General features: G+C 59.9%; 20 protein-coding genes. 11 read left to right on the top strand and 9 right to left on the bottom strand.

The window, feature by feature from the left end; genetic code table 11:
• Window positions 1-626 precede the first annotated feature (626 nt).
• From CYG48_RS18190 to CYG48_RS18175, 4 genes are all read right to left on the bottom strand, one after another.
• On the bottom strand, window positions 627-1,610 hold the full coding sequence (locus tag CYG48_RS18190) for an alpha/beta hydrolase (RefSeq protein WP_118851982.1): 984 nt from the start codon (window positions 1,608-1,610) through the stop codon (window positions 627-629).
• A gap of 720 nt (window positions 1,611-2,330) precedes the next feature.
• A complete protein-coding gene (locus CYG48_RS18185; protein WP_118851981.1) occupies window positions 2,331-2,774 on the bottom strand; it encodes a hypothetical protein in 444 nt (147 codons plus the stop codon).
• Between the two features lie 11 nt (window positions 2,775-2,785).
• The gene (locus tag CYG48_RS18180) at window positions 2,786-3,163 is read right to left on the bottom strand and encodes a hypothetical protein (protein WP_118851980.1); all 378 of its coding nucleotides are present in this window, start codon (window positions 3,161-3,163) and stop codon (window positions 2,786-2,788) included.
• A gap of 66 nt (window positions 3,164-3,229) precedes the next feature.
• On the bottom strand, window positions 3,230-3,796 hold the full coding sequence (locus tag CYG48_RS18175) for a hypothetical protein (protein ID WP_118851979.1): 567 nt from the start codon (window positions 3,794-3,796) through the stop codon (window positions 3,230-3,232).
• Window positions 3,797-4,062: 266 nt separating this feature from the next.
• Here CYG48_RS18175 and CYG48_RS18170 point away from each other — a divergent pair, with 266 nt between their 5' ends.
• Window positions 4,063-4,929, top strand: coding sequence for a Crp/Fnr family transcriptional regulator (locus CYG48_RS18170; protein ID WP_118851978.1), 867 nt, complete (start codon window positions 4,063-4,065; stop codon window positions 4,927-4,929).
• 370 nt (window positions 4,930-5,299) lie between these two features.
• Here CYG48_RS18170 and CYG48_RS22590 read toward each other — a convergent pair whose 3' ends face one another.
• Window positions 5,300-5,446: a hypothetical protein gene (locus tag CYG48_RS22590; protein ID WP_199925345.1), complete on the bottom strand. Its 147-nt coding sequence runs from the start codon at window positions 5,444-5,446 to the stop codon at window positions 5,300-5,302.
• 82 nt (window positions 5,447-5,528) lie between these two features.
• Between CYG48_RS22590 and CYG48_RS18165 the strand changes: the two genes are divergently transcribed.
• Genes CYG48_RS18165 through CYG48_RS18130 form a run of 8 tightly spaced genes read left to right on the top strand, consistent with a single transcriptional unit; the run spans window position 5,529 to window position 13,621 of the window.
• Complete coding sequence (locus tag CYG48_RS18165; protein WP_118852839.1) at window positions 5,529-7,931, top strand: FdhF/YdeP family oxidoreductase; 2,403 nt, start codon at window positions 5,529-5,531, stop codon at window positions 7,929-7,931.
• Between the two features lie 27 nt (window positions 7,932-7,958).
• Window positions 7,959-8,552, top strand: a complete 594-nt coding sequence (locus CYG48_RS18160; protein WP_118851977.1) for a c-type cytochrome — start codon at window positions 7,959-7,961, stop codon at window positions 8,550-8,552.
• A gap of 8 nt (window positions 8,553-8,560) precedes the next feature.
• Window positions 8,561-9,538: a cytochrome c oxidase subunit II gene (gene coxB, locus CYG48_RS18155; protein WP_118851976.1), complete on the top strand. Its 978-nt coding sequence runs from the start codon at window positions 8,561-8,563 to the stop codon at window positions 9,536-9,538.
• Window positions 9,535-11,448 carry a cytochrome c oxidase subunit I gene (gene ctaD, locus CYG48_RS18150; RefSeq protein ID WP_118851975.1) on the top strand — a complete coding sequence of 638 codons (1,914 nt, stop codon included), beginning with the start codon at window positions 9,535-9,537 and terminating at the stop codon, window positions 11,446-11,448. Before coxB ends, ctaD begins: the two co-directional genes overlap by 4 nt.
• Complete coding sequence (locus tag CYG48_RS18145; protein WP_118851974.1) at window positions 11,445-12,047, top strand: cytochrome c oxidase subunit 3; 603 nt, start codon at window positions 11,445-11,447, stop codon at window positions 12,045-12,047. The genes ctaD and CYG48_RS18145 overlap by 4 nt, the downstream gene beginning before the upstream one ends.
• A gap of 26 nt (window positions 12,048-12,073) precedes the next feature.
• Complete coding sequence (locus CYG48_RS18140; protein ID WP_118852838.1) at window positions 12,074-12,355, top strand: hypothetical protein; 282 nt, start codon at window positions 12,074-12,076, stop codon at window positions 12,353-12,355.
• The gene (locus CYG48_RS18135) at window positions 12,343-13,236 is read left to right on the top strand and encodes a cytochrome c oxidase assembly protein (protein WP_118851973.1); all 894 of its coding nucleotides are present in this window, start codon (window positions 12,343-12,345) and stop codon (window positions 13,234-13,236) included. The genes CYG48_RS18140 and CYG48_RS18135 overlap by 13 nt, the downstream gene beginning before the upstream one ends.
• 58 nt (window positions 13,237-13,294) lie before the next feature.
• Window positions 13,295-13,621, top strand: coding sequence for a c-type cytochrome (locus CYG48_RS18130; RefSeq protein WP_445304365.1), 327 nt, complete (start codon window positions 13,295-13,297; stop codon window positions 13,619-13,621).
• Here the strand turns inward: CYG48_RS18130 and CYG48_RS18125 are convergent, their stop codons facing one another.
• Complete coding sequence (locus tag CYG48_RS18125; protein WP_118851972.1) at window positions 13,622-14,581, bottom strand: c-type cytochrome; 960 nt, start codon at window positions 14,579-14,581, stop codon at window positions 13,622-13,624.
• A gap of 1,128 nt (window positions 14,582-15,709) precedes the next feature.
• The gene (locus CYG48_RS18120; protein WP_199925344.1) at window positions 15,710-15,934 is read right to left on the bottom strand and encodes a DUF2798 domain-containing protein; all 225 of its coding nucleotides are present in this window, start codon (window positions 15,932-15,934) and stop codon (window positions 15,710-15,712) included.
• 494 nt (window positions 15,935-16,428) lie between these two features.
• Between CYG48_RS18120 and CYG48_RS18115 the strand changes: the two genes are divergently transcribed.
• On the top strand, window positions 16,429-17,220 hold the full coding sequence (locus tag CYG48_RS18115) for a phytanoyl-CoA dioxygenase family protein (RefSeq protein WP_118851970.1): 792 nt from the start codon (window positions 16,429-16,431) through the stop codon (window positions 17,218-17,220).
• Between the two features lie 269 nt (window positions 17,221-17,489).
• Here CYG48_RS18115 and CYG48_RS18110 read toward each other — a convergent pair whose 3' ends face one another.
• Complete coding sequence (locus CYG48_RS18110; protein WP_118851969.1) at window positions 17,490-18,206, bottom strand: haloacid dehalogenase type II; 717 nt, start codon at window positions 18,204-18,206, stop codon at window positions 17,490-17,492.
• 168 nt (window positions 18,207-18,374) lie between these two features.
• On the bottom strand, window positions 18,375-19,268 hold the full coding sequence (locus CYG48_RS18105; RefSeq protein WP_118851968.1) for a LysR family transcriptional regulator: 894 nt from the start codon (window positions 19,266-19,268) through the stop codon (window positions 18,375-18,377).
• A gap of 101 nt (window positions 19,269-19,369) precedes the next feature.
• On the opposite strand from CYG48_RS18105, the gene CYG48_RS18100 reads away from it, so the two are divergent.
• Entirely contained in the window at window positions 19,370-20,185 is an 816-nt protein-coding gene (locus CYG48_RS18100; RefSeq protein WP_118851967.1) for an SDR family NAD(P)-dependent oxidoreductase, read from the top strand.
• The last annotated feature ends 72 nt before the right edge of the window (window positions 20,186-20,257 follow it).

The following is a 20,257-nucleotide window of genomic DNA, read 5'->3' as shown; positions in this document are numbered from 1 at the left end:
TGCTCGCTCAAGCTTCTGCGGTCTCTTCCTGATCACTGCGCAAACAGCGCAATGGCGCAACCATCTGTCGATCCGCACACTGCTTGGCCAACGACTTCAGTTGTTGATCAGTGACGCAGCGCAGCGTTCATCGTCCTTACAAAAAGCGCGGGCAAGTGTTCTCACGACCTCTTCCCATTCGCCGCATTCGAACATGTCTTTGACCACAGCATAGAACTTGGATGGCACTTCCAGTTGATAGAACTCAGGCTGCTGTCCGCCGCCTTCACAATTTTGGAAGCCTCTAATGATGACGCCGGCTTCCGAAGCCGTACGGCAAAACGGTAAGTTTCGATTGTTATTAACATGACTAGCTCCCGTTAGACTTGCCGGTAAAGTTTGCATAGCTTCGCTGTGTCTGACATGGCTCTACGAACCATCGTCCAGAATGTTATCCGTGGAACGATCTATCGCGGCTTCGGTTGCCGTACGCAGAGAAATCCGCGCTTGCTTCTCATGTGTCTGCAGAAAGAGCAGCGGGGACGAGCAGAGCCGTGTCGGAGCGATCGCTTTGCTCCCTTCGAGGCAAGCACTCCGTCGGGCGACTCGAGCGATGAACGCGCGGGCTCCCTAGCGACGATGCGACCTTAGGCGCGGCGGCCGACAATGCCGCACAGCGGCTTTCGGTCCTCCAACCATTCCCGCAGCTTCTCGCGCACATGAGAATGAACCTTTGCACCCATCGAAAGCGGCAAGCGGTCGAACCCGTGGACTCCATGCGGAACGCGGATCAGTTCGGCGTTGGAGTTTGCTTCGTTCCACCGCTCGGCCATGCGGACGCTGTCGTCGAAGAGGGGGTCTAGCTCGCCCGCGATGAGAAGGGCAGGAGGGAGTCCGTGAAGTTCGGCATAAAGGGGTGAAAGCCAAGGCGCGCGTCGCTCCTCATCGTCTAACCCAGACGTCGATCGCAGCAGGTTGCGATAGGCGGCCTTCCCATCGATCAGGAGCGTCTTCGACGATGACTGCCGGAGACCAGGTGACCCCGCCATGTCATAGGCACCATAAAACAGGACCGCGCCTGAAAGTGTTATTCCTGGCAATGAACGCAGATGCAGGAGCGCACAAGCCGCCAGATGTGCCCCTGACGATTGGCCGCCGACGATGACGTGTTCCACTCCAAATTCTCGACTGGCTTCTGCTGCCCACTCTGCGGCGTGGCGAGCATCTGCAATAGCCCAGTCCACGCGGTCATCTTGTGCAAGGTGATGGTCGACGCTTGCCACAACAAGCCGACACTCCCGGGCAATCCGGGTGTTGATGGAGTCATCCAGTCGTGGAGTGCCCATAACCCAGGCTCCTCCATGGAAGGTGAGGTAGATACCGCGCGGCTGCTCCCGCGGTACGATCAGCCGCAGTCGGAGAGAGCGCTCGGTGCCGGCGATGTGACGCTCTTCAATCCGCAAACTATGATCGAGAGCAACTCGCCCCGGAAGTCGCTCCCAAACGCGCAGGAGAGTTTGAACCAGCCATGCGTTGTACCGGCGATCAGTGCGGTAGCGCGGTATGTACCGCAGCAACTGGTTGAAGCGCTCTGCTTGCCGGATATCCTGATCGTCGAGGTGGAGCGCCATTGCTATTCGTCCGCAAGGTTAAAGCTTCGTCCCGTTCAGACCCCGACCGGCGATGTCGAGTTACTGAGGGCAAGGCTACATGCTATGGACTTGCTAGTATCGCTGCCTTGGGAATGATCCAGGACCCAAACTGTTCCGCCGGGATCCGCCCGAGAGCCGACCCTCGGCTGCGATGAATCCCGCCACCGCTGAGTGGGTGCCAGGTCGCGGCAGAACAACACCATCATCGCGTTAACATCCGGCACCGGAAGCGCAGCCAGCCCCCTGGAACAAGCAATGGCAAGACCACCATGCTGCGGCAGCATGGTCAGTCGACGGTGGCCGCGTGCTGATACAGTGGAAGTTAGGGCACAACGCTCAGACTGAGCAACCTGCGCTGAACTGCGGTGGGAAGAGCGAGGCGGGCCTCCGGTCACCATGCCATCGGGCAAAGGCTTTGGTTCGCGTCTGATCTGGGGATAGCGACGTAGAACCGAGGGGACGCGTTCAAGCAGACTATGCACCTGCCGGCTTCACCTGCGACTTCGAAATAGCTTCGTCATCACTGGTGGATTCCCGGCCTGGAGCAAACCGTTGATAGCCAAGTCAGTCATGCTCCTACAACGGCGGATGGCGGGATTGACACCTGCTTGGTCGCGCCTTCTTTCGGAGTCACTATATTCTGGCGATAGGGCATGCGCCGAGGTTGCCTCGGTATGCCTAAAGGTCGAGCTTCGTCTCCTATTGCTGCGGTAGGACGACGCTGCTGTCCGTCGTGCTCTTTACCGGCTTCTGGCCAGGCACATGCGACATGGTGCGCGTGGTGCTTTTCAGGCTGTCGCCCTTCGCCGTCGTTTTGGTCCTCGACTTGCTGAAGGTGCCCTTGTCCATCGCCTGTGCTTTCGATTGCGTCTGCAGCTTGTTCGGGTTCTCGACCACATTGGTCTTGCTCATGGTCTTACCATCGCCCGCAGCGGCACTGCCACCAGAGGCGATCGAGGAGGTCGTGCCATTGGCGGTGCGGCATGTTCCGGCGGTTCCGAGCGTACTTGCAGAAGTTCCGCCGGCAGCCGCACTGCCACCTGAACCGACCGTGCCGGCTGCGTCGCAGTCCTGAGCGGCCGCAGGGCTGAAGGAATATGCGGCAAAGGCAACGGCGCCAACCAGGGTGATTGTCTTCAACATGCTTCTTCTCCTTACTTGGCAGGCTTGGTGATATCGCAGGTACCGTCAGACCGGCGGGTGATGACTGAACCGTCCGGGCGGGTGGCGCTGGCCGTCGAAAATGCCTGACCGCCCGCGCTGCCGGACGAAGCAGAGGATGACGCTGCGGCCCCACCTGAGCTTGAGGTGGCGGTTTGCCCGCCAACAGTAGTCGACGACGACACGCCTCCTCTGCCGGCGGTCACGGAGGTGGATGTCCCGTTTCCGGGCGTCGATGTGCTTTCGATGATAGTGCAGGTCGTACCGTCATCGAGCTTCACCTGTTCGGCGAGCGCTGCAACGGCGACCATGGTGATAAGAATGACGGGCAGCGCCAAGGCGCTTTTCGAGACAAGTGACTGGGATTTCATAATGAGTTCCTCCCGGGAAGGGGACGGGAGCCGACCTTTCGACCGCCGCCCGTCTTCAACAATGGATCAGCAGGAGCCGCCATTCTTCTTCGCCTGACCCGGAGGACATGCCTTCTTGCCCTGGCCATTCTCGTCACCCGCGCTCCCGGCCGCGCTTCCGCCGGTGCCCACCGAGCTTGCTGACTGGCCGCCACCGGCAGAGGTGCCCCCGGTGCCGACCGTGGAGGCAGAACCAGAACCGCTACCGGAATCCGCGGCCGAGCCACCGGTTCCGACTGAACTGCTCGACTCGCCACCACCCGCGGAGGTGCCACCGGTTCCCAACGTCGATGCAGAACCAGAGCCGCTACCCGAGCCGGCCGCTGAACCGCCCGTACCCACCGAACTGCTGGACTCACCACCTCCTGCCGACGTGCCACCCGTGCCGAGCGTCGAAGCCGAGCCGGAGCCGCAATCGGTGTCGGTGGGACAGGTGCCGGTCGAACTTCCGCCGGTGCCGACCGTGCTGGTGGATGTGCCACCGCCTGCCGAGGTGCCTCCCGTACCAACGGTGCTGCTTGTCTGCGCATATGCGGAAAGAGTCGTGCCCGCAAGAAGGGCGGCAGCGACCGCCACGTGCTTGATCATATTCATTCTTTTCCTCCTTGTTGCGTCTTCGCTTTGTCGGATACGAAGATGCAGACACAACAGGGCTGGAACTTCCCCGTTCCTTACCAGGGACTTTTGTCATAGGGCGTAAGACTTCCGACCTTAGGAAGATCGGACCGATGGACCTTGCAGCGGTCTCCGCCCGTGTGCCGTCTAGTAAGACGTCGGATCGCTCAGCATGGTGAAATCCAGCTCATTCATTTTCATACGCGGCGATCACCAAGGCTCTGAAAGCTGGCAGTCCTTTGCACATGCTTGAACTTGAAGCTAAGCCGTATTTTCATGTGGGAACGGAGCGTCGCCAACTTGAGAGGGCTGTGGTGGAGCGGGAATATCGGAACGTTCTGCTGAAGACTGGTCGGGACTGCATCTCGTGTATCGAGCCGCATCTGGAACGGGTGGAACTAAAGAAGCTGCAGATGCTGGCGCATCCGGGCGAGCCGTTGGCACATGTCTATTTTCCTGAGGAAAGTCTCGCTTCCGTCGCCTCTCATATCGATGAGAAGAGGGATGTGGAACTGGGTCTGATCGGTCGAGAGGGCATGACCGGGGAAGCTATCGTCTTGGGAGATGATCGCTCCCCTTTTGCCATACGGGCGCAGATGGCGGGTTTGGCATGGAGACTTGATGCACCGTTGCTGAAGGCAGCCGTCGAAGAGAACTCTCAACTGCGTAGCCTTCTTCTACGCTATGTCCGAGCGCAACAGCTTCAGGTGGCCTCAACGGCAGCCTCCAATGTGCGAGGCAGGACGTATGAACGGCTTGCACGATGGCTGTTGATGGGCTTCGACAGGATTGACGGAGACTGCTTCCGCTGTACGCATGACGCGCTTGCTTACATGGTGGCCAGCAGGCGTCCGAGCGTGACAGATGCCTTCCATCTTCTCGAAGAGAAAGGTGCTATCCGCTCCCTGCGCAACGTCGTTGTCATTCGCGATCTTGAGAAGCTCCAGGACATTGCCGGGAGTAGCTATGGTCTTGCTGAACGGGAGTATGCCCGTCTGCTAGGGACTGATTTCCGAGACCATAACAAGAGGTACACCAACGAAGTGCCGCCTGAACTGTTCACGGAGGATGTGCCTCATGATGAAGGGGAGCAGCCTCCCGCTCCGGCCTGACATCCGACCGATGGGACAACTCCATGCGCCTTTACGAAGATCACTCACACCTGATCAGCTGCACGACGTTTGAGTGCTTGTGGAGAGGCTGCGCAGTGTGCACAATTTAACATCCTATTCAACATTTGGCTGCAGCCGCGGGGATCGCAGCTGGGCCAGGTCAGACTTCCCAGTTCCTCATCGGCATCATTTTCGGAGCGGCCATCGCTACGGTCGTTAGACCAATCGAGCATCCGACGCCCGGAAGTATCAAGTTGGGGAATGAGCCAGCTCTTTGTAGGCTAGTAGAGGGCAACGACGGAGCTCGGTCAGTTATCATTGTGCCCCTCAGAGGCGGGCGCTTGAGGTTCGCTTCTATCTTTTGATGCCCTTAACGTTCGGGAAGAGCCCCGCGGAAGTTCTCGGCGTAGTCGAGAGGCATCATCGGCATGTACCTGTCGGCAATCACCTTCCAGTGTCGAGACACAGGCGCGAATAGCTGTGCGAAAAGCCATGGATTGACCTGCATCACGTCCAAGGAACTTCTCGAGACAAAGCTTGTTCGTTGCCTGTTCGGGATGAGGAAAGGATGCAGCATCTACCGAGCGGTGCTGGATGCGATGACGGCAAGACCAAAAAGCAAACCCAAGATCGGTTTTGATAGCGGGCCCGCAGGTGGTTGGGGTTCAGCACGCTCGGTCACCGAAATAGTCCTTAGGGAACAGGTTCCTGTTTCCGGTTCTGCTCTGCTGGCCAAGCAGAACAAACCTGCAGGCTATATGTGCGTGAGTTGTGCCTGGGCCAAACCGGCCAAACCCCACCCCCTGGAGTTCTGCGAAAACGGCGCCAAGGCAACCGCTTGGGAAATCACCGCTCGCCGCGTCGATGAAGCGTTCTTTGCGTCTCACACTCTTGGCGAACTGGAAGGCTGGCTCGATCACGATCTGGAGGAGCAGGGACGGCTGATCCATCCGATGCGTTGGGATGAAGCCAGCGATAAGTACATACCCGTCTCCTGGGAGAGCGCCTTCACCGAAATCGGACGCGAGCTGAGGCATTTCGACCCGAAGAACGTCGAGTTCTACACCTCCGGTCGCGCCTCGCTCGAGACGTCATACATGTATCAGTTGTTCGCCCGCATCTACGGCAGCAACAACCTGCCGGATTCCTCCAACATGTGCCACGAAAGCTCGTCGGTCGGCTTGCCTCAAAGCATCGGCGCAACGGTCGGCACGGCGGTACTCTCTGATTTTCAGAATTGCGATTGCATTTTCTACATCGCGCAGAACGTCGGCACATCGTCACCGCGGCTTCTTCACGACCTTCAGGATGCCGTCGACCGCGGAGTTAAAATCGTCACGTTCAACTTGCTGCGCGAGCCTGGTCTTCAGCGGTTCACCAACCCGCAGGCGCCAACTGAAATGTTGACGCTAAAGGAAACGCCGATCTCCAGCGACTATTACCAGTTGAAAAACGGTGGCGATGTTGCTGCGCTTATGGGTGTCAGTAAGGCGCTTATCGAAGCCGACGATGCGCTCCGTGCCTCATCGTTGAGTAAAGTTGCAGGATCCGATGCAGCGCCGAAGGATCCTGCCAATGCTGCAGCTGTTGCCTTTGCCGCCTCGATGGCGGCTGCAGACAAGAAACATGTGCTCGACCACGACTTCATTGCCGAGCATACGGCCGGGTTTCAGGAGTTCGCGGCTGCAGCACGTAACTATTCCTGGGACGAACTCGAGCGGGTATCCGGTCTGACCCGTGGTCAGATGATCGAGGCGGCGCGCACCTACGCCGCGTCTGACGCTGTCCTCATCTGCTACGGCATGGGTTTGACGCAGCAGATTATGGGCGTCGAGAATGTTCAGATGATCGCCAACCTCGCGCTTCTGCGCGGCAATATCGGCAAGCCAGGTGCCAATATCTGCGCCGTGCGCGGTCACTCCAATGTCCAAGGCCAGCGCACAGTCGGCATCACCGAAAAGCCGGAGCTCGTTCCCCTCGACAAGCTGTCAGAACTTTACCACTTCGAAGCGCCTCGCTGGGAAGGACACACGACGGTCGACACCTGTAAGGCCATCCTCAAGGGCGAAACGAAGGCCTTCATCAGCCTCGGCGGCAATTTTTTGCGGGCAGTGCCGGAAACCGCCGCCATGGAAGAAGCTTGGCGCGAGATCCCCTTGACCGTTCAGATCGCCACTAAGCTCAACCGCAGCCACGTCATCCACGGCAAGATTGCCTACTTGCTCCCATGTCTCGGTCGTCTGGAGGTGGACCATCAGGCGAGCGGCCCCCAGGAGGTATCGATTGAAAGCTCCGTTGCCCAGTTCCACGGCTCTCGCGGCCGGGCAAAGCCTGCAAGCCCCCACCTTTTGTCGGAACCGGCTATCGTCGCGGGTATGGCGAAGGCAACTCTCACCACGGGTACGGTGCCTTGGGATAGCTGGGTCGCAAATTATGCGGAAATCCGCAACGCAATCGAGCGCACCTACCCGGAAACGTTCAGGGACTTCAACAAGCGCTTCATGCAGCCCGGGGGCTTTCACCGCCCGGTGCCGGCCCGCGAGCGCAAATGGGTTACTCCCAACAAGAAGGCGAACTTCATCACACCTCCGCGTCTGTTCCCGGTATTTGAGGACGCGCCGACCGGGAGCAATGTCCTCAACCTTTCGACGTTGCGGTCCAACGACCAGTTCAACACCACGGTCTATGGCTATAACGACCGCTTCCGCGGCGTGAACGGTACCCGGCAGGTCGTGTTCGTCAACAAGCACGACATCATCAGCATGGGCTTCGCGCCAGGTGACATCGTTGACCTTACCACCGCGATCGACCCGCAGACGGAACGGAAGGTCAAGGGCTTGCGCCTCGTCGCCTATGACATTCCCAAGGGCTGCTGTGCCGCCTATTATCCCGAAACCAACCCCCTTTTCCCGCTTGCCCATCACGATCCGCAAGCAAAGACGCCATCGTACAAACTCTTGCCAATCCGCCTCACTCGGTCGCAGACTGAGCCAATCCAATAAGTAATGCGTGTTCAGTCGGCAGGAGCCATGGGCAACAAGATGTCGGCAAGGATCTGGTTTGGGGGAGCAGCAGCCGGTCTCGCTGCATTGGCCGCCGTTGTCGGCTGGATGCGTGAGCCCCGGCAGTACCGTGCGTCACCTCCGCTCACCGCTGCGCTAGACCAGCTCCGCCTCATGCCCAACGCCATCAGTGGTACGCCACCGGAAGTCTACTTCGCGCTGGGCAAACCCTATGAGACTACTGCCTTCGATTTGAGCCAGGGCAAAAGGCTGTATTCCTGGTTCGGCTGTTCCGCCTGCCATGGGGAGGGCACGGGCGGTAAAGGCCCATCTTTCATCGACGGCTGGTGGCTCTATGGCCCATCCATGGTGTCGATCGTAGCCTCCATCCGCGATGGCCGCCCTCACGGCATGCCGGCCTTCAGGAACAGGATGACCACCGACGAGATCTGGCAGCTCGCTGGTTATATCAAATCGCTCGGTGCCTACACGGCGAGCGTCACCGCCACCGCCCGCAATGATGAGAAGACGGGCCGCCCAGCCGAAAACCGTGCGCCTGCCGCACTCCTGTTCAACCAGGGACCCGAGCCACTGCATCCGGACCAGGGGCCGACACCGTGACAAGAGTTATGTTCAGCGCCTCCCTTCTTGTTTTTCTTACGGGATGCAGCGGCAACCAGTCGGCGCTTAATACCCACGGCCATTCCGCCGACGCGCTGAGGGACCTGATCATACTCATCACCGTGGTCTGCACCGTGGTCTGGTTGATGGTAGTCGGCTTCCTCCTCTGGGCTCTAGCCCGTAGACGGGAGGTGCCGCGTCGCGACAGCGACACAGAACGGAAGATGGCGCTCTCGATCCGGCTCGCGATCGCGGCCACGATATTGACTGTTGCGGGTCTCACCATCGCCAGCTTCTACACGACCCGAGACCTGAACAGCAGCAACGGCGCGTCGCTTACTGTGCGGGTCAAGGCACAGCAATGGTGGTGGCAGTTCGCCTATCAGGCCTCTGATCAAGAGCCACCCTTCCTGACAGCGAACGAGCTCCACATTCCGGTAAACAAGGACGTTCGTCTCGAGCTCGAAGCTCTCGATGTCATCCATTCGCTGTGGATCCCGAGCCTCGCTGGCAAGCTGGACATGATCCCCGGGCGCAAAAACATCATCACCATTAGAGCAACGCGACCCGGTATCTATCGCGGCCAGTGTGCCGAATTCTGCGGCCTGCAGCATAGCCATATGGCTTTTGTTGTCGTGGTAGAGGAGGGCGCGGCCTATCAGCGCTGGGTAGCTGCGCAAGCCGCGCCAGCGGTCGAGCCGGCCATGGCTGAAGCTTCCGCCGGGAAGGCGGTATTCATGAGCAAGCCATGCGCGGCCTGCCATACGATCCGCGGCACGTCGGCGACCGGCACGTCCGGTCCCGACCTCACTCATGTCGCCAGCCGCCGCACCATTGGTGCCGGTCTTCTTGAAACGACACGTGGCTCACTTGCCGCCTGGATTGCTGACCCACAAACGCTGAAACCCGGTAACAACATGCCGCTCGTACCTCTGACCAGCGACGAGCTTCGACAGATCTCGGCTTATATGGAAGAACTGAAATGACGCGGGATCAAGGGGCTAGGGTACCGCTGGACGTAGACATCTCCGATGCCGAACTGGAGCGGCAGCTCAAGGAAACGTGGAGCAGCAAGCCTGGCTTATGGGGGGCCATCTCCACGGTGGATCATAAAGTGGTGGCTGGCCGCTACATAGCGACGGCCTTCGTGTTCCTGATTCTTGGTGGCCTGCTTGCGATGGCCATGCGTCTGCAGCTATCGCAGCCGGAAGCGCGCTTCATCAACCCGGACCGCTACAACCAGATCTTCACGATGCACGGCTCGACAATGATGTTTCTGTTTGCTGTGCCTGTGATGGAGGCTATGGCGGCATACCTCGTTCCGCTGATGGTGGGAACGCGAAACATCGCCTTCCCCCGGCTCAACGCCTTTTCCTATTGGATTTTCCTGTTTGGCGGCATCCTGCTCTGGGTGGCTTTTGCGCTCGATACCGCACCTGATGTCGGCTGGTTCGCTTATGTGCCGCTCGCCGGTCCACAATATGCTCCGGGCAAGCGCGCCGACCTCTGGGCCCAGATGATCACCTTCACGGAAGTGGCAGCACTCGCCGTGGCTGTGGAAATTGCCGTTACCGTGTTCAAGCAGCGTGCGCCCGGCATGTCGCTCGATCGCATCCCGGTGCTGGTCTGGGCTATGCTGGTGATGTCCTTCCTGGTCATCATGGCCATGCCGGCGATCATGTTCTCCAGCACGACTCTGATTCTCGACCGGCTGGTCGGCACCCACTTCTACAATCCGGCGGAAGGCGGTGATGCGCTGCTCTGGCAACATCTCTTCTGGTTCTTCGGCCACCCGGAAGTCTACATCATCTTCCTGCCGGCCGTTGGCATGGTCTCAACCATCCTGCCCGCATTTGTGGGCCGGCCGTTGTTCGGCTACATGCTCCTTGTCATGGCGCTCATCACCACCGGCGTCCTTTCTTTTGGGCTTTGGGTGCATCATATGTTCACGGTGGGCCTGCCGCGGGTCGGCGAGAGCTTTTTCACCGCGTCCAGCATGTCGATCGCAGTCCCCGCCGGCATCCAGATCTTCTGCTGGCTGGCGACGCTGTGGGCGGGCAAGCCGGTCTACAAGACACCGCTGCTTTTCATCCTGGGTTTCATCGTCACCTTCGTTATGGGTGGAATGACCGGGGTCATGGTCGCGTCCGTTCCCTTCGATACTCAGGTGCACGACACCTATTTCGTCGTGGCGCACTTCCATTACGTGCTGATCGGCGGCGCCGTCTTTCCGTTAATCGCTGCTGTTTACTACTGGTTTCCCAAGATGACCGGGCGGATGATGAGCGAGCGGCTCGGCCGCTGGAGTTTCTGGCTGATCTTCTGCGGCTTCCACCTCACCTTTTTCCCCATGCACATCCTCGGTCTTTGGGGCATGCCGCGGCGCATCTACACCTACCAGCCGGAACTGCCCTGGACATCGCTCAACCTCTTCGTCAGCCTCAGTGCGCTGGTGCTCGCGGGCGGCTTCCTCGTTTTCTTCGTCAACGCCATCCGCAGTCGGAGAAACGGTCTCCCCGCCGGCTCCAATCCCTGGGGCGCCGCAACGCTTGAATGGGCTACTTCGTCGCCGCCGCCGCCCTACAACTTCCGCCGCATTCCCGTTGTCAGCAGCCTTGATCCGCTGACGCCGGGCGAGAATGAACTTCCCGTGGTCGCCGGCTTGCGAACGGACAGGCGAGAACTGCTGGTCACGAGCGTGGTTGAAGCGCTGCCACAGGCACGGGAATCGTCCACGACCGATTCAGTCTGGCCATTCTGGGCCGCGGTGGCCACCTCGGTCATGTTGGTCTGGTCAATCTTCACGCCATGGGCAGTGGTCTGGGGGTCGATCCCTGTCGCGATCACGCTGATCGGCTGGTTCTGGCCCAAGGGTTCGCCGGAGGATGAGTCATGAAGGATCGTATCGTTCTTGATGCCTCCGCTTTGCCCATGCACGGCATGGGAGCCGCCAGCCCCACCTGGTGGGCGACGTGCGCCTTTATGCTGATCGAAGGCAGCGGCTTTGCCTTGGCACTCGCGGTCTACCTCTATCTGATGAGTCTCGCCCCCTCATGGCCGATGGAAGCGCCACCCCCGGATCTTTGGGCTGGCACCTGGCTGACCCTGATGCTCATCGCGAGCGTCGTGCCGAATGTGCTCGTCTCGCGATGGGCGCATCGCCGGGATCTGCGCAAAGTGCAGGTCGGCTTGGTCGTGATGACGATGCTCGGCATCATTCCGCTCGTGTTGCGGGCCTTCGAGTTCACTAAGCTCCACATTCGCTGGGATGATAATGCTTACGGCTCGATCGTGTGGATGCTCCTTGGGCTGCACACGACCCATATCCTAACCGATGTGGTAGACACCGTGGTTCTGGCCTGCCTGATGTTTTCGCGCCACGCCGATAACACCCGCCGCTACGGCGATGTGCAGGATAATTGCATGTACTGGAACTTTGTCGTCGTCGCCTGGCTTCCCCTCTACGGCTGTATCTACGGGTTGGCACGACTATGACCTGGACAATGTTTCGATACGGAGGCTTGATCATTTCACCGGGTGTCTGGGCGGCAAGCACCCAACTTGGCCAGATCCTGCCCTACCGCGACTGCAGCTCAGGCGCCCCTTGGACCGCGTTTTTAACACTCACCGCGGCAGCCATTGCCACGGGCGCCGGCTTACTGTCCTGGCAGCAGAAGGGGTATGTTATTTCCCGCCCGAAGCGTGCCATGACCTATGTCGCGGCCTTTTCCGGCCTCAGCTTCGCGCTTGCCTTGTTCCTGCAAGGAGCCGCCACACTGCTGTTAAGCCCATGCCAGCATTGATCTCCAGCCTCCTGCTTGTTCTCGGGTCAAGCCAAGCCTTGGCCCATGGCAGCGAAAGCCACGATGTCCTGGGCTGGACCTTCGACCCCTGGATCGTCGTGCCGTTGTTCGCAATGGCACTCCTCTACGCCCTCGGTGTAATCCGGCTGCGGCTGCGGCGGGGACGCACTGCAGAGATGACGAAGCGCGCAGCCTTGTTCTTCTGGAGCGGGCTTGCGGTTCTCGTCCTGGCGTTGGTGTCGCCTGTCCATGAACTCGGCGAGCATCTTTTCACCATCCACATGATCGAGCACGAGCTGGTTGTGGCGGTTGCCGCCCCGCTTCTCGTTCTGGCACGGCCAGCTGCGATGATGCTCTGGGGGATGCCGGAGCGGGTCCGCCGCTCTGCGGGTTCTGCAATGGGAAGTATTGCTTGTCGTGCCCTGTGGCGAACTCTGACCTTGCCCGCAGTCGCGACCTCCCTACATGGGCTTGCAATCTGGATCTGGCACTACCCGCCACTGTTCGACGCCACCGTGACGGACATCCTGATGCACCGCCTGCAGCACCTGAGCTTCTTCGGCACCGCCGTCCTGTTCTGGTGGGCGATCATCTGGCGGGCAAGCCGCGGCGTTGCAGCTTGGCATCAGTTCGTCACCATGCTTCACACCAGCATCCTGGGCGCCCTGATCGCCCTGATGCCGACGGTGCTGTATCGGATCCAGACGCAGTACGCGCTCGACTGGGGCATGACGCCGCTGGAGGATCAGCAACTTGCCGGCATCATCATGTGGGTTCCCGGCGGCTTCATCTATGCCGTGGCAGCATTGTGGTTCCTCAAGATCTGGATTCGAGACGCCAAGAAGGGAGGGGCCGGTGCCGACGAAATCCGTTTGGCCTAAAATCGTCGCCCTGACCCTCCTCATCGGCGTCCCCCTCGCTACGGGGCTTGCCGTCACCTTGGCCAAGGCGAGGCTGAAGCGGGACGCAGTGGCAGAGGCGTTGACGGGCGGCGACCTATCGCTTGCTCCGCCCATCTTCCGCCGTTACGGCTGTGCCGGCTGCCACACCATTCCGGGTATTGCCGGCGCCGACGGCAAAGTGGGCGGACGGCTCGTCGGGCTGTCGGATCAGGTTTATATCGGCGGTGTCGCCAACAATACGGCAGACCGTCTCGTGGCCTGGATAGTTCTACCTCAGCGGTTCTCGCCCAACTCGGCCATGCCTGCAACCGGCGTTACGGAAAGCGAGGCGCGCCATCTGGCGGCATATCTTTATGCGCACTGATCAGGGTTTCGGCGTCGGTCGTGCAGGCAGTGATTTGATGTAACGGGCGATCGCATCGCGGTCGCTTTGAGGTAGTTGCGCCATGTTGGTCACCACATCGGCCATGGACGACCCGACCCGCCCATGGTTGGGTGTTTCGCCGGTCTTCAGCATCCGGGCGAGATCGGCTTCCGTCCAGTTGCCGATCCGCGTGGGGGTAATGTTGGGCACGAAACCGCTCCCTTCAGGATCGACACCGCCAGCAAAACGTGTCGAGGGCTTGATGGCGCCAAGCAGGTTGCGGCTCGAATGACATTCGGCACAATGGCCGAGCGTTTCAACCAGGTAGGCGCCGCGGTCATGCACAGGATCGCCGGTTAGCACTGTGTCGAGCTGGCCCTGTTTGAAGAACAGAAGTTTCCAGATGCCGATCCCCCTGCGGATGCGGAAAAGCAGCGGCAGGTCGTGCGGTGGCGCACGGCCAGCAACCGGTTCGAGCGTCTTGAGATAGGCAAAAAGATCGCGGACGTCGCCAAGCGTCATTCCCGTATACTTTGGGTACGGGAACGCCGGATAATAATGCTGTTGTTCAGGGGAAACTCCGGCAATTAGTGCGTTGGCCAGATCCGCCGCCGACCAGGATCCGATACCATCGCTCGGGTGTGGGGAAACGTTCGGCACCCGAAATGTGCCGAAAGGGGATGCCAGCGCCAGGCCACCGCCTAGCTTCAATCGATCAGTTTGGCCGGGGCTTGAATGGCAGGAGGAGCACTGGCCGGCTGCGAATACCTCGGCACCATGGAGAGCATCGCCTCCTTCCAGCCGAGGATCGCCGGGTTTGAAGCTCGGAACTGCTTCAGTTAATTTCCAGATCAACCAAGCCGCCACAAGCGCGGCTATCAAGGTTGCGACTGTCAGCAGCCAACGCCAATTCGGTGCATGGAGCCTCGCTGACGTAACCGTGTGAAGGCCTGAGGTCATGAAGTGCTCCTGCCGCCCTTAGGTGGATCGACTCCTCCTCACTTAGGGCAGGTGGTCGATTGTGGAAGGCTTTCTGCGGGAAGGTTTAGGTTCTGCATTGAAAGCTGACATCGGTCCAGGGCGATACGGGAATTGCGAAATGTGCGTAGGGTGTGCCCAATACCTGTGCCTGACAGATTTGCGGTCGCATCGCGACGACCTTACCGCGTCCCGCCGCGGCCGCCCAATCAAGGAAAGCAGCGTCCGTTTTGGGGCGTTTCGCTAGAGCAGCAATAGAAACATGCTACGCGTGCGTTGGGCATGGAGCCTGCATTGAACGACGGCAGGCATGACAATACTGCGCCTTATGGCGATATAAGCCGCTGTGTTAACCGGAATACGCGAACAGAGGCTATCCGGCAGCCTACACCGGTTAGCATTCGGTCCTCCTAAAACACTTCCAGTGGATTAGTCCCGCGCCGCAGCTATTTCGCGAGGGCTATGTTCAGGCCCACTAGATGGTGCGGCGTCAGACCGCGTTTGTCATCAATGTCGCCAACACCCACGTACATCAACTGCTGGGCAGCTTCCCCCATTTGGGGGATTCAGTATCCCCGGAAAACACCTAACATCCCCACAACGAACGGCGGACCAACTAGCGGCCCTCTCGTTTACCGGGAGGGCCGACTTGTTCGAGGACTGGCGCAATAGCGCTGGCACAATCGCTGCGTTAGCCGATAGGGTGGGGGCGCCGACTAGGCTTGTGCTGCGCTCTTTTCCCCACGGAAAGGCTGAGGCGCTCAACAGAAGCCGTATTCGGTGGTTCTCACGCAGATTGACCTTCTGCCGATACCTCGCGACTCGTCGCAGCCGACAAGCTTTTTGGTTGGCCTTCCCCGCAGGTTCCATCATCCATATAAACGACAGCGCCCGAGGCAAGTTTGCCGCGAACCCCGGCTCAAGCGGTCTATATTCTCCGACGGTTGTCGGATCACGCATTCAGACAACCGGTGGGAAGATCCGGCGGTGCCAGCTTTAAAGAGCGACACCGACCGTAGGGCGGACCGGTTGTTCTCTCAGAACGGACTCATGCGTTGCCCGCCAGCCTGCGGCTGCACGGCGAGCGGGCCCCGCGCATCTTCAGCCCACTCAGGCGCGGCGCGGCGGTGCAATCGCGAATGCAATCTTGAAGGCGATCGGGTTGATGATGCGCGTATAGATGAAAGCGATAGACCAGGCGATGATGAAGGTCTTCGGCCAGTGCGGCAAGAACGCGGCTCCAACGGTGATGAAGCCCATGGTGCCGGACATGGTGAGCGCCATCAGAAAGGTCATGGCAAGCTGAAGAACAAGAGTGGTCTTTTTAGGTAACATGGGGTCTCCGAAAGCGCGAAGGCTGACGGAACACCACGTCCATGTCAGCACCATTCGCGCAAGATTGCGTTTGGTGCCGATGGGACGCTTGAACGCGACGAGTACCAAGCGGGAGCTTGGCTGCCGGGATACCAACCGGCGACCTCTTATCGGCCTCTACTCTGTAGCGGCATCATTGCGCTTCATCAAGTTAGCCAACGCGATGGGAGGTATGCGTAGAGTACGGTTGCCAAAAGGACGCGAATGCTATCGAGCACGCGAGTTGAGCAATAAGCATGTTTCCTTCAATGCACGACATGCGAGGTGGCGGGAGGATGACTCGTTCTTGCCGGAATTAGGCTTCTTGAGTATCCTCAGTCCATGATGATGTTCACATCCACATTTTTCCCGCTGATCTAACGACCAAGGTCGTTAGCGGCACCTTCGTGCCGTCAGATCAGAAATGGCCCGCCATGTGTAGGAGCCATGCGTAGGGTCGTGTGGAGACTTATCAAATGTCTGAACATGCGCAAACTGGTCTGAGCCAGGCTCAGATCGAGCACTTCATTGATCATGGGTATATCAAGCTGGAGGGTGCCTTCGATGGGGAGCTTGCCCGGCAGGGGCGAGACCAGCTTTGGCAGGCCATGCGCCTCTCCCCTGACGCGCCAGATACCTGGACACAGCCCGTCGTCCGCCTGGGGTTTATGCCGGGCAAGCCGTTTATCGACGCCGCCAACACACCGCTTCTCCACGCAGCCTACGATGCCTTGGTTGGCGAGGGGCGTTGGCTGAAACCCAATGGACTGGGAACTTTCCCGGTGCGGTTTCCGTCGCCAGGCGATCCAGGAGACGTCGGATGGCACGTCGATGCCAGCTTCGGCACCGACAACCCAGACTTCATGCAATGGCGCGTCAACGTGAAAAGTCGCGGCGGGGCTTTGCTCATGTTGTTTCTTTTCTCGGAGGTTGGCGAACTGGATGCGCCGACCCGGATCAGGAAGGGATCGCACAGCTCGATCGCCAGGCAGTTGTTGCCACATGGAGAAAATGGTCTCACGCTCGGCGAACTCGCAGCCGACGGCTTTGCAGCGACTGCGGGCTGTGAAGAGGTGCTAGCCACTGGACAGGCCGGGACGGTCTACCTGTGCCACCCATTCCTGGTCCATTCAGCGCAAGCGCATCGCGGAACCAAACCTCGCTTCATGGCCCAGCCCCCACTGTTGCCGAAGGGCGAGTTTGACCCTTCTCTGCCACCTTCTCCGGTGCAGATAGCCATCCGCAGGGCCATCGGCGTGAATGGTTGAACCGACATAGAACGCGAGCAAACGGCAGCCATTGCAGCTCCAGGCGTGGATATGTCCCGCGCTGCCACAAGGTCAATTGGTCGAGCTTTTCCTTGATCGGAAGGTCGAGCAGCGAGGCTTCGATCATGAGCCACTTCGTCGAGCCGCCTCGCCACGCTGGGTACAGATTTATTCGGCGCTCGTCGTGGTTCAATTGGGCCTTGGTATCGGCTTCGCCCAATTGAGACGAAGGAGCCGCTACCGTTGTCAGTGGGTTCGCGGGCCAGAAGTCACTGTCCCCGTGGAAGAAGCAGTGCGGCTGCCCCGTGCAGGTCAGCAACTTCCGTGTAAGGCAGCCACTCCGGATTGCCGCTTTCACCGCGTCGGTTCACCCAGATGCCCCGCAAGCCGAGTTCGTGACGCGCCTTCATGTCCCAGTACATGCCCATCGCCACATGCACCGTTTCCTCGGGAGCCACTTCCATGGTGCGGTAGCCGTACTCGAACAGTTGTTTCGAGGGCTTGTAAGCCTGCGCCTGTTCGGCGGTGATGACGTAATCGAAAGGGACACCAATCCGCGCCACTGTGGGCGCGATCAAGTCGTCATCCGAGTTTGTGAAGATCGCCAGCTTGTAGTGCTGCCGCAGTCGGTTGAGGGCATCCGGAACATCTGGATGAGGACCCATCGTCATCGGTAAAGCGACAATACGGTTGAGGTCGTCTTCGCTCAGCGGCACCCCGTGCTCACGGAAGGCTGCTTTGAAACCACTCCGCAAGATGTCCTTGTAGAGGCGGTGCGGTTTCTCGGCCGTCAAGCGCCGCCCTTGTGCTGAAAAGCCGTCGAGAATTGCCGGAGCATCCACGTCTTGAACTCCATGCTCTCCGAGCGTGGTTTCAATCTCGCGCAGAAGCACCTCGTACCACTGCACGAGTGTGCCGTAGCAGTCGAAGGTGATGACCTTGGGTGCCGGGTCGAGGTTGAACAGCGAAGGCTTCTGTGAGGACATCGAGACACCTTGAGCTAGGTAGGCTCAGTCAGCTAGCGCAACCCACTTGATAGGCAAGAAGCTACCTTACCCGTATGGTCGATGGAGACGCTGTTCAATCATAGTTTTTGCGAGTCTGGCGCGGCTCTTGCAAATTAATGTCACTCAACGGAGGCGCCTCTTGGAAGCTTATGCCCTTCCGCGGGCTCGTAGCGCGTCCTTGAACAGTTCGAAGGCCGTCGTGCTTCGCCGTTCGGGGTAGTAGAGGTAATAGCCGGCAAACGGTTCGCACCATGACTCCAGCAGGCGGATGAGACGGCCGTCGGCAATAGGCGCCGCCACCAGGTCCTCCAGTATGTAAAGGATGCCGAAACCTTCAAGGGCGGCGGCCACCAGCAGGTCACCGTCGTTGAATACCGGCCCGCGGCCTGGCACGACCGTAACCGTATTCCCGTCGCGTTCAAACGACCAGGGAGACAGGTCGCCATGCGCACTGCCATAGGCGATGCAGCGATGCCTCGTGAGGTCGGAAGGCTCCATCGGTGTCGGATGGTTGCTCAGGTAACCAGGAGCGGCCACCACCGCAATGCGAAGCGGAGGCCCGACCGCCAGCGCGATCATATCTTTCTCCAGTCGCTCGCCGAGCCGGATGCCTGCATCGTACCGGCCCGCGACGATGTCGGTCATCTCGCTCTCGACGCAAACCTCAACTTCGATGCCGGGGTAACGGCGCATGAAGGACGTGAGCATCGGCCACAGCACGGTGTCCGCAGCGTGTTTGCCCGTCGTGATCCGGACAGTCCCGGTCGCAGCCCCGCGTGCCTGCGATAGCGCCTCAATCTCGTCATCCAAACCGGACAATGCCGGCGACAGGATCGCGAGCAGCCGCTCGCCCGCAGCGGTCGGGGCGACACTCCGCGTTGTGCGAGAGAGCAGCCGGTAACCAAGTTGGCCCTCCAGCCGCTTGATGGTTTGGCTCAGCGCGGACTGCGTAACGCCAAGCCGCCTGGCGGCGCGCGTGAAGCTGCGGTCTGAGGCGATGGCCGCGAAAACGGCAAGGTCGCTGAACTGATCTGGCCGCATTGTTTAATCCTGCTAATGGGCCTTATTACTTATTAGCCTGTTATCTCGATTTATTATCAGACCTACATAGCCAATGACAGTCAAGAACGCGAGGAACGGCTATGGCTAGGGTTTGGTTGGTGACAGGCGCGAGCCGGGGACTGGGGCGCGCGATCACACGCACGGCTCTCGATGCGGGAGAAACAGTTGTGGCAACGGGGCGGTCCGCCGACGCCGTTCGCGATGGCCTTGAGGGTTACCACGATCGCCTGCACGCCTTGGCGCTCGATATCACCGACGCCGAAGCCGCGAGGGCAGTCGCTTCCGAGACCGTTAAACGGTTCGGTTCGATCGACGTGCTCGTCAACAACGCCGGCTACGCCGAACTGGGTTTTTTCGAGACCTTCACGGATGCCGCTATACGGCGTCAGTTCGAAGTGAACGTGTTTGGCACGATGAACGTCGCGCGGGCAGTCGCCCCGCACATGCGTCGGCGTCGCTCCGGACTCATCGTTACCATATCATCTGTCAGCGGCCTGGTCTCCAACAGCGGCGGGTCGGTATACTCTGCGTCCAAATTCGCAGTCGAGGGCTGGATGGAGGGCTTTGCGGAGGAGCTGGCACCGTTCGGCGTCCGCTCGCTCCTGGTCGAACCGGGGATGCTGCGCACCGACTTCATGGATCGGAAGTCGGCGAGTTTCGGCGGCATAGACATTCCAGACTATGCCGAGGCGGTCGCGCAATATAGATCATTCGTCGAAGGGGCGAACGGCAACCAGCCGAACGATCCGAAGCTGCTTGCCGCGAGGATCGTGGCGCTAGCCTCCCAAGTCGAGACGCCGGCGCGCCTCCTTTTTGGCAACGACGCCACGCAGTGGGCCGGTGCGAAGATCGACAAGTTGCGAGAGGAGATCGCTCAGTCTGCCGATCTCGGCTAGCAGGCACGCCAGACCACTGGAAAGAAGTGTTCGCTCGGTACGGACCATCGGAATGACCGCTCTGGGCCGAAA

Source organism: Neorhizobium sp. SOG26, assembly GCF_003491345.1.
Classification (GTDB): Bacteria; Pseudomonadota; Alphaproteobacteria; order Rhizobiales; family Rhizobiaceae; genus Neorhizobium; species Neorhizobium turbinariae.
The sequence above is the reverse complement of the archived record's forward strand: the minus strand, read 5'-3'. Positions and strand labels throughout refer to the sequence as shown.

Excerpts from the sequence above, each read along its gene's own strand:
- CYG48_RS18175 (WP_118851979.1), bottom strand. The coding sequence starts at position 3,796 with ATGAATATGATCAAGCACGTGGCGGTCGCTGCCGCCCTTCTTGCGGGC.
- CYG48_RS18180 (WP_118851980.1), bottom strand. The coding sequence starts at position 3,163 with ATGAAATCCCAGTCACTTGTCTCGAAAAGCGCCTTGGCGCTGCCCGTC.
- CYG48_RS18115 (WP_118851970.1), top strand. The coding sequence starts at position 16,429 with ATGTCTGAACATGCGCAAACTGGTCTGAGCCAGGCTCAGATCGAGCAC.
- CYG48_RS18100 (WP_118851967.1), top strand. The coding sequence starts at position 19,370 with ATGGCTAGGGTTTGGTTGGTGACAGGCGCGAGCCGGGGACTGGGGCGC.
- CYG48_RS18170 (WP_118851978.1), top strand. The coding sequence starts at position 4,063 with ATGCTTGAACTTGAAGCTAAGCCGTATTTTCATGTGGGAACGGAGCGT.
- CYG48_RS18190 (WP_118851982.1), bottom strand. The coding sequence starts at position 1,610 with ATGGCGCTCCACCTCGACGATCAGGATATCCGGCAAGCAGAGCGCTTC.
- coxB (WP_118851976.1), top strand. The coding sequence starts at position 8,561 with ATGTTCAGCGCCTCCCTTCTTGTTTTTCTTACGGGATGCAGCGGCAAC.
- CYG48_RS18125 (WP_118851972.1), bottom strand. The coding sequence starts at position 14,581 with ATGACCTCAGGCCTTCACACGGTTACGTCAGCGAGGCTCCATGCACCG.
- CYG48_RS18165 (WP_118852839.1), top strand. The coding sequence starts at position 5,529 with ATGACGGCAAGACCAAAAAGCAAACCCAAGATCGGTTTTGATAGCGGG.
- CYG48_RS18160 (WP_118851977.1), top strand. The coding sequence starts at position 7,959 with ATGGGCAACAAGATGTCGGCAAGGATCTGGTTTGGGGGAGCAGCAGCC.
- CYG48_RS18110 (WP_118851969.1), bottom strand. The coding sequence starts at position 18,206 with ATGTCCTCACAGAAGCCTTCGCTGTTCAACCTCGACCCGGCACCCAAG.
- ctaD (WP_118851975.1), top strand. The coding sequence starts at position 9,535 with ATGACGCGGGATCAAGGGGCTAGGGTACCGCTGGACGTAGACATCTCC.
- CYG48_RS18185 (WP_118851981.1), bottom strand. The coding sequence starts at position 2,774 with ATGTTGAAGACAATCACCCTGGTTGGCGCCGTTGCCTTTGCCGCATAT.
- CYG48_RS18105 (WP_118851968.1), bottom strand. The coding sequence starts at position 19,268 with ATGCGGCCAGATCAGTTCAGCGACCTTGCCGTTTTCGCGGCCATCGCC.
- CYG48_RS18145 (WP_118851974.1), top strand. The coding sequence starts at position 11,445 with ATGAAGGATCGTATCGTTCTTGATGCCTCCGCTTTGCCCATGCACGGC.
- CYG48_RS18120 (WP_199925344.1), bottom strand. The coding sequence starts at position 15,934 with ATGTTACCTAAAAAGACCACTCTTGTTCTTCAGCTTGCCATGACCTTT.
- CYG48_RS18135 (WP_118851973.1), top strand. The coding sequence starts at position 12,343 with ATGCCAGCATTGATCTCCAGCCTCCTGCTTGTTCTCGGGTCAAGCCAA.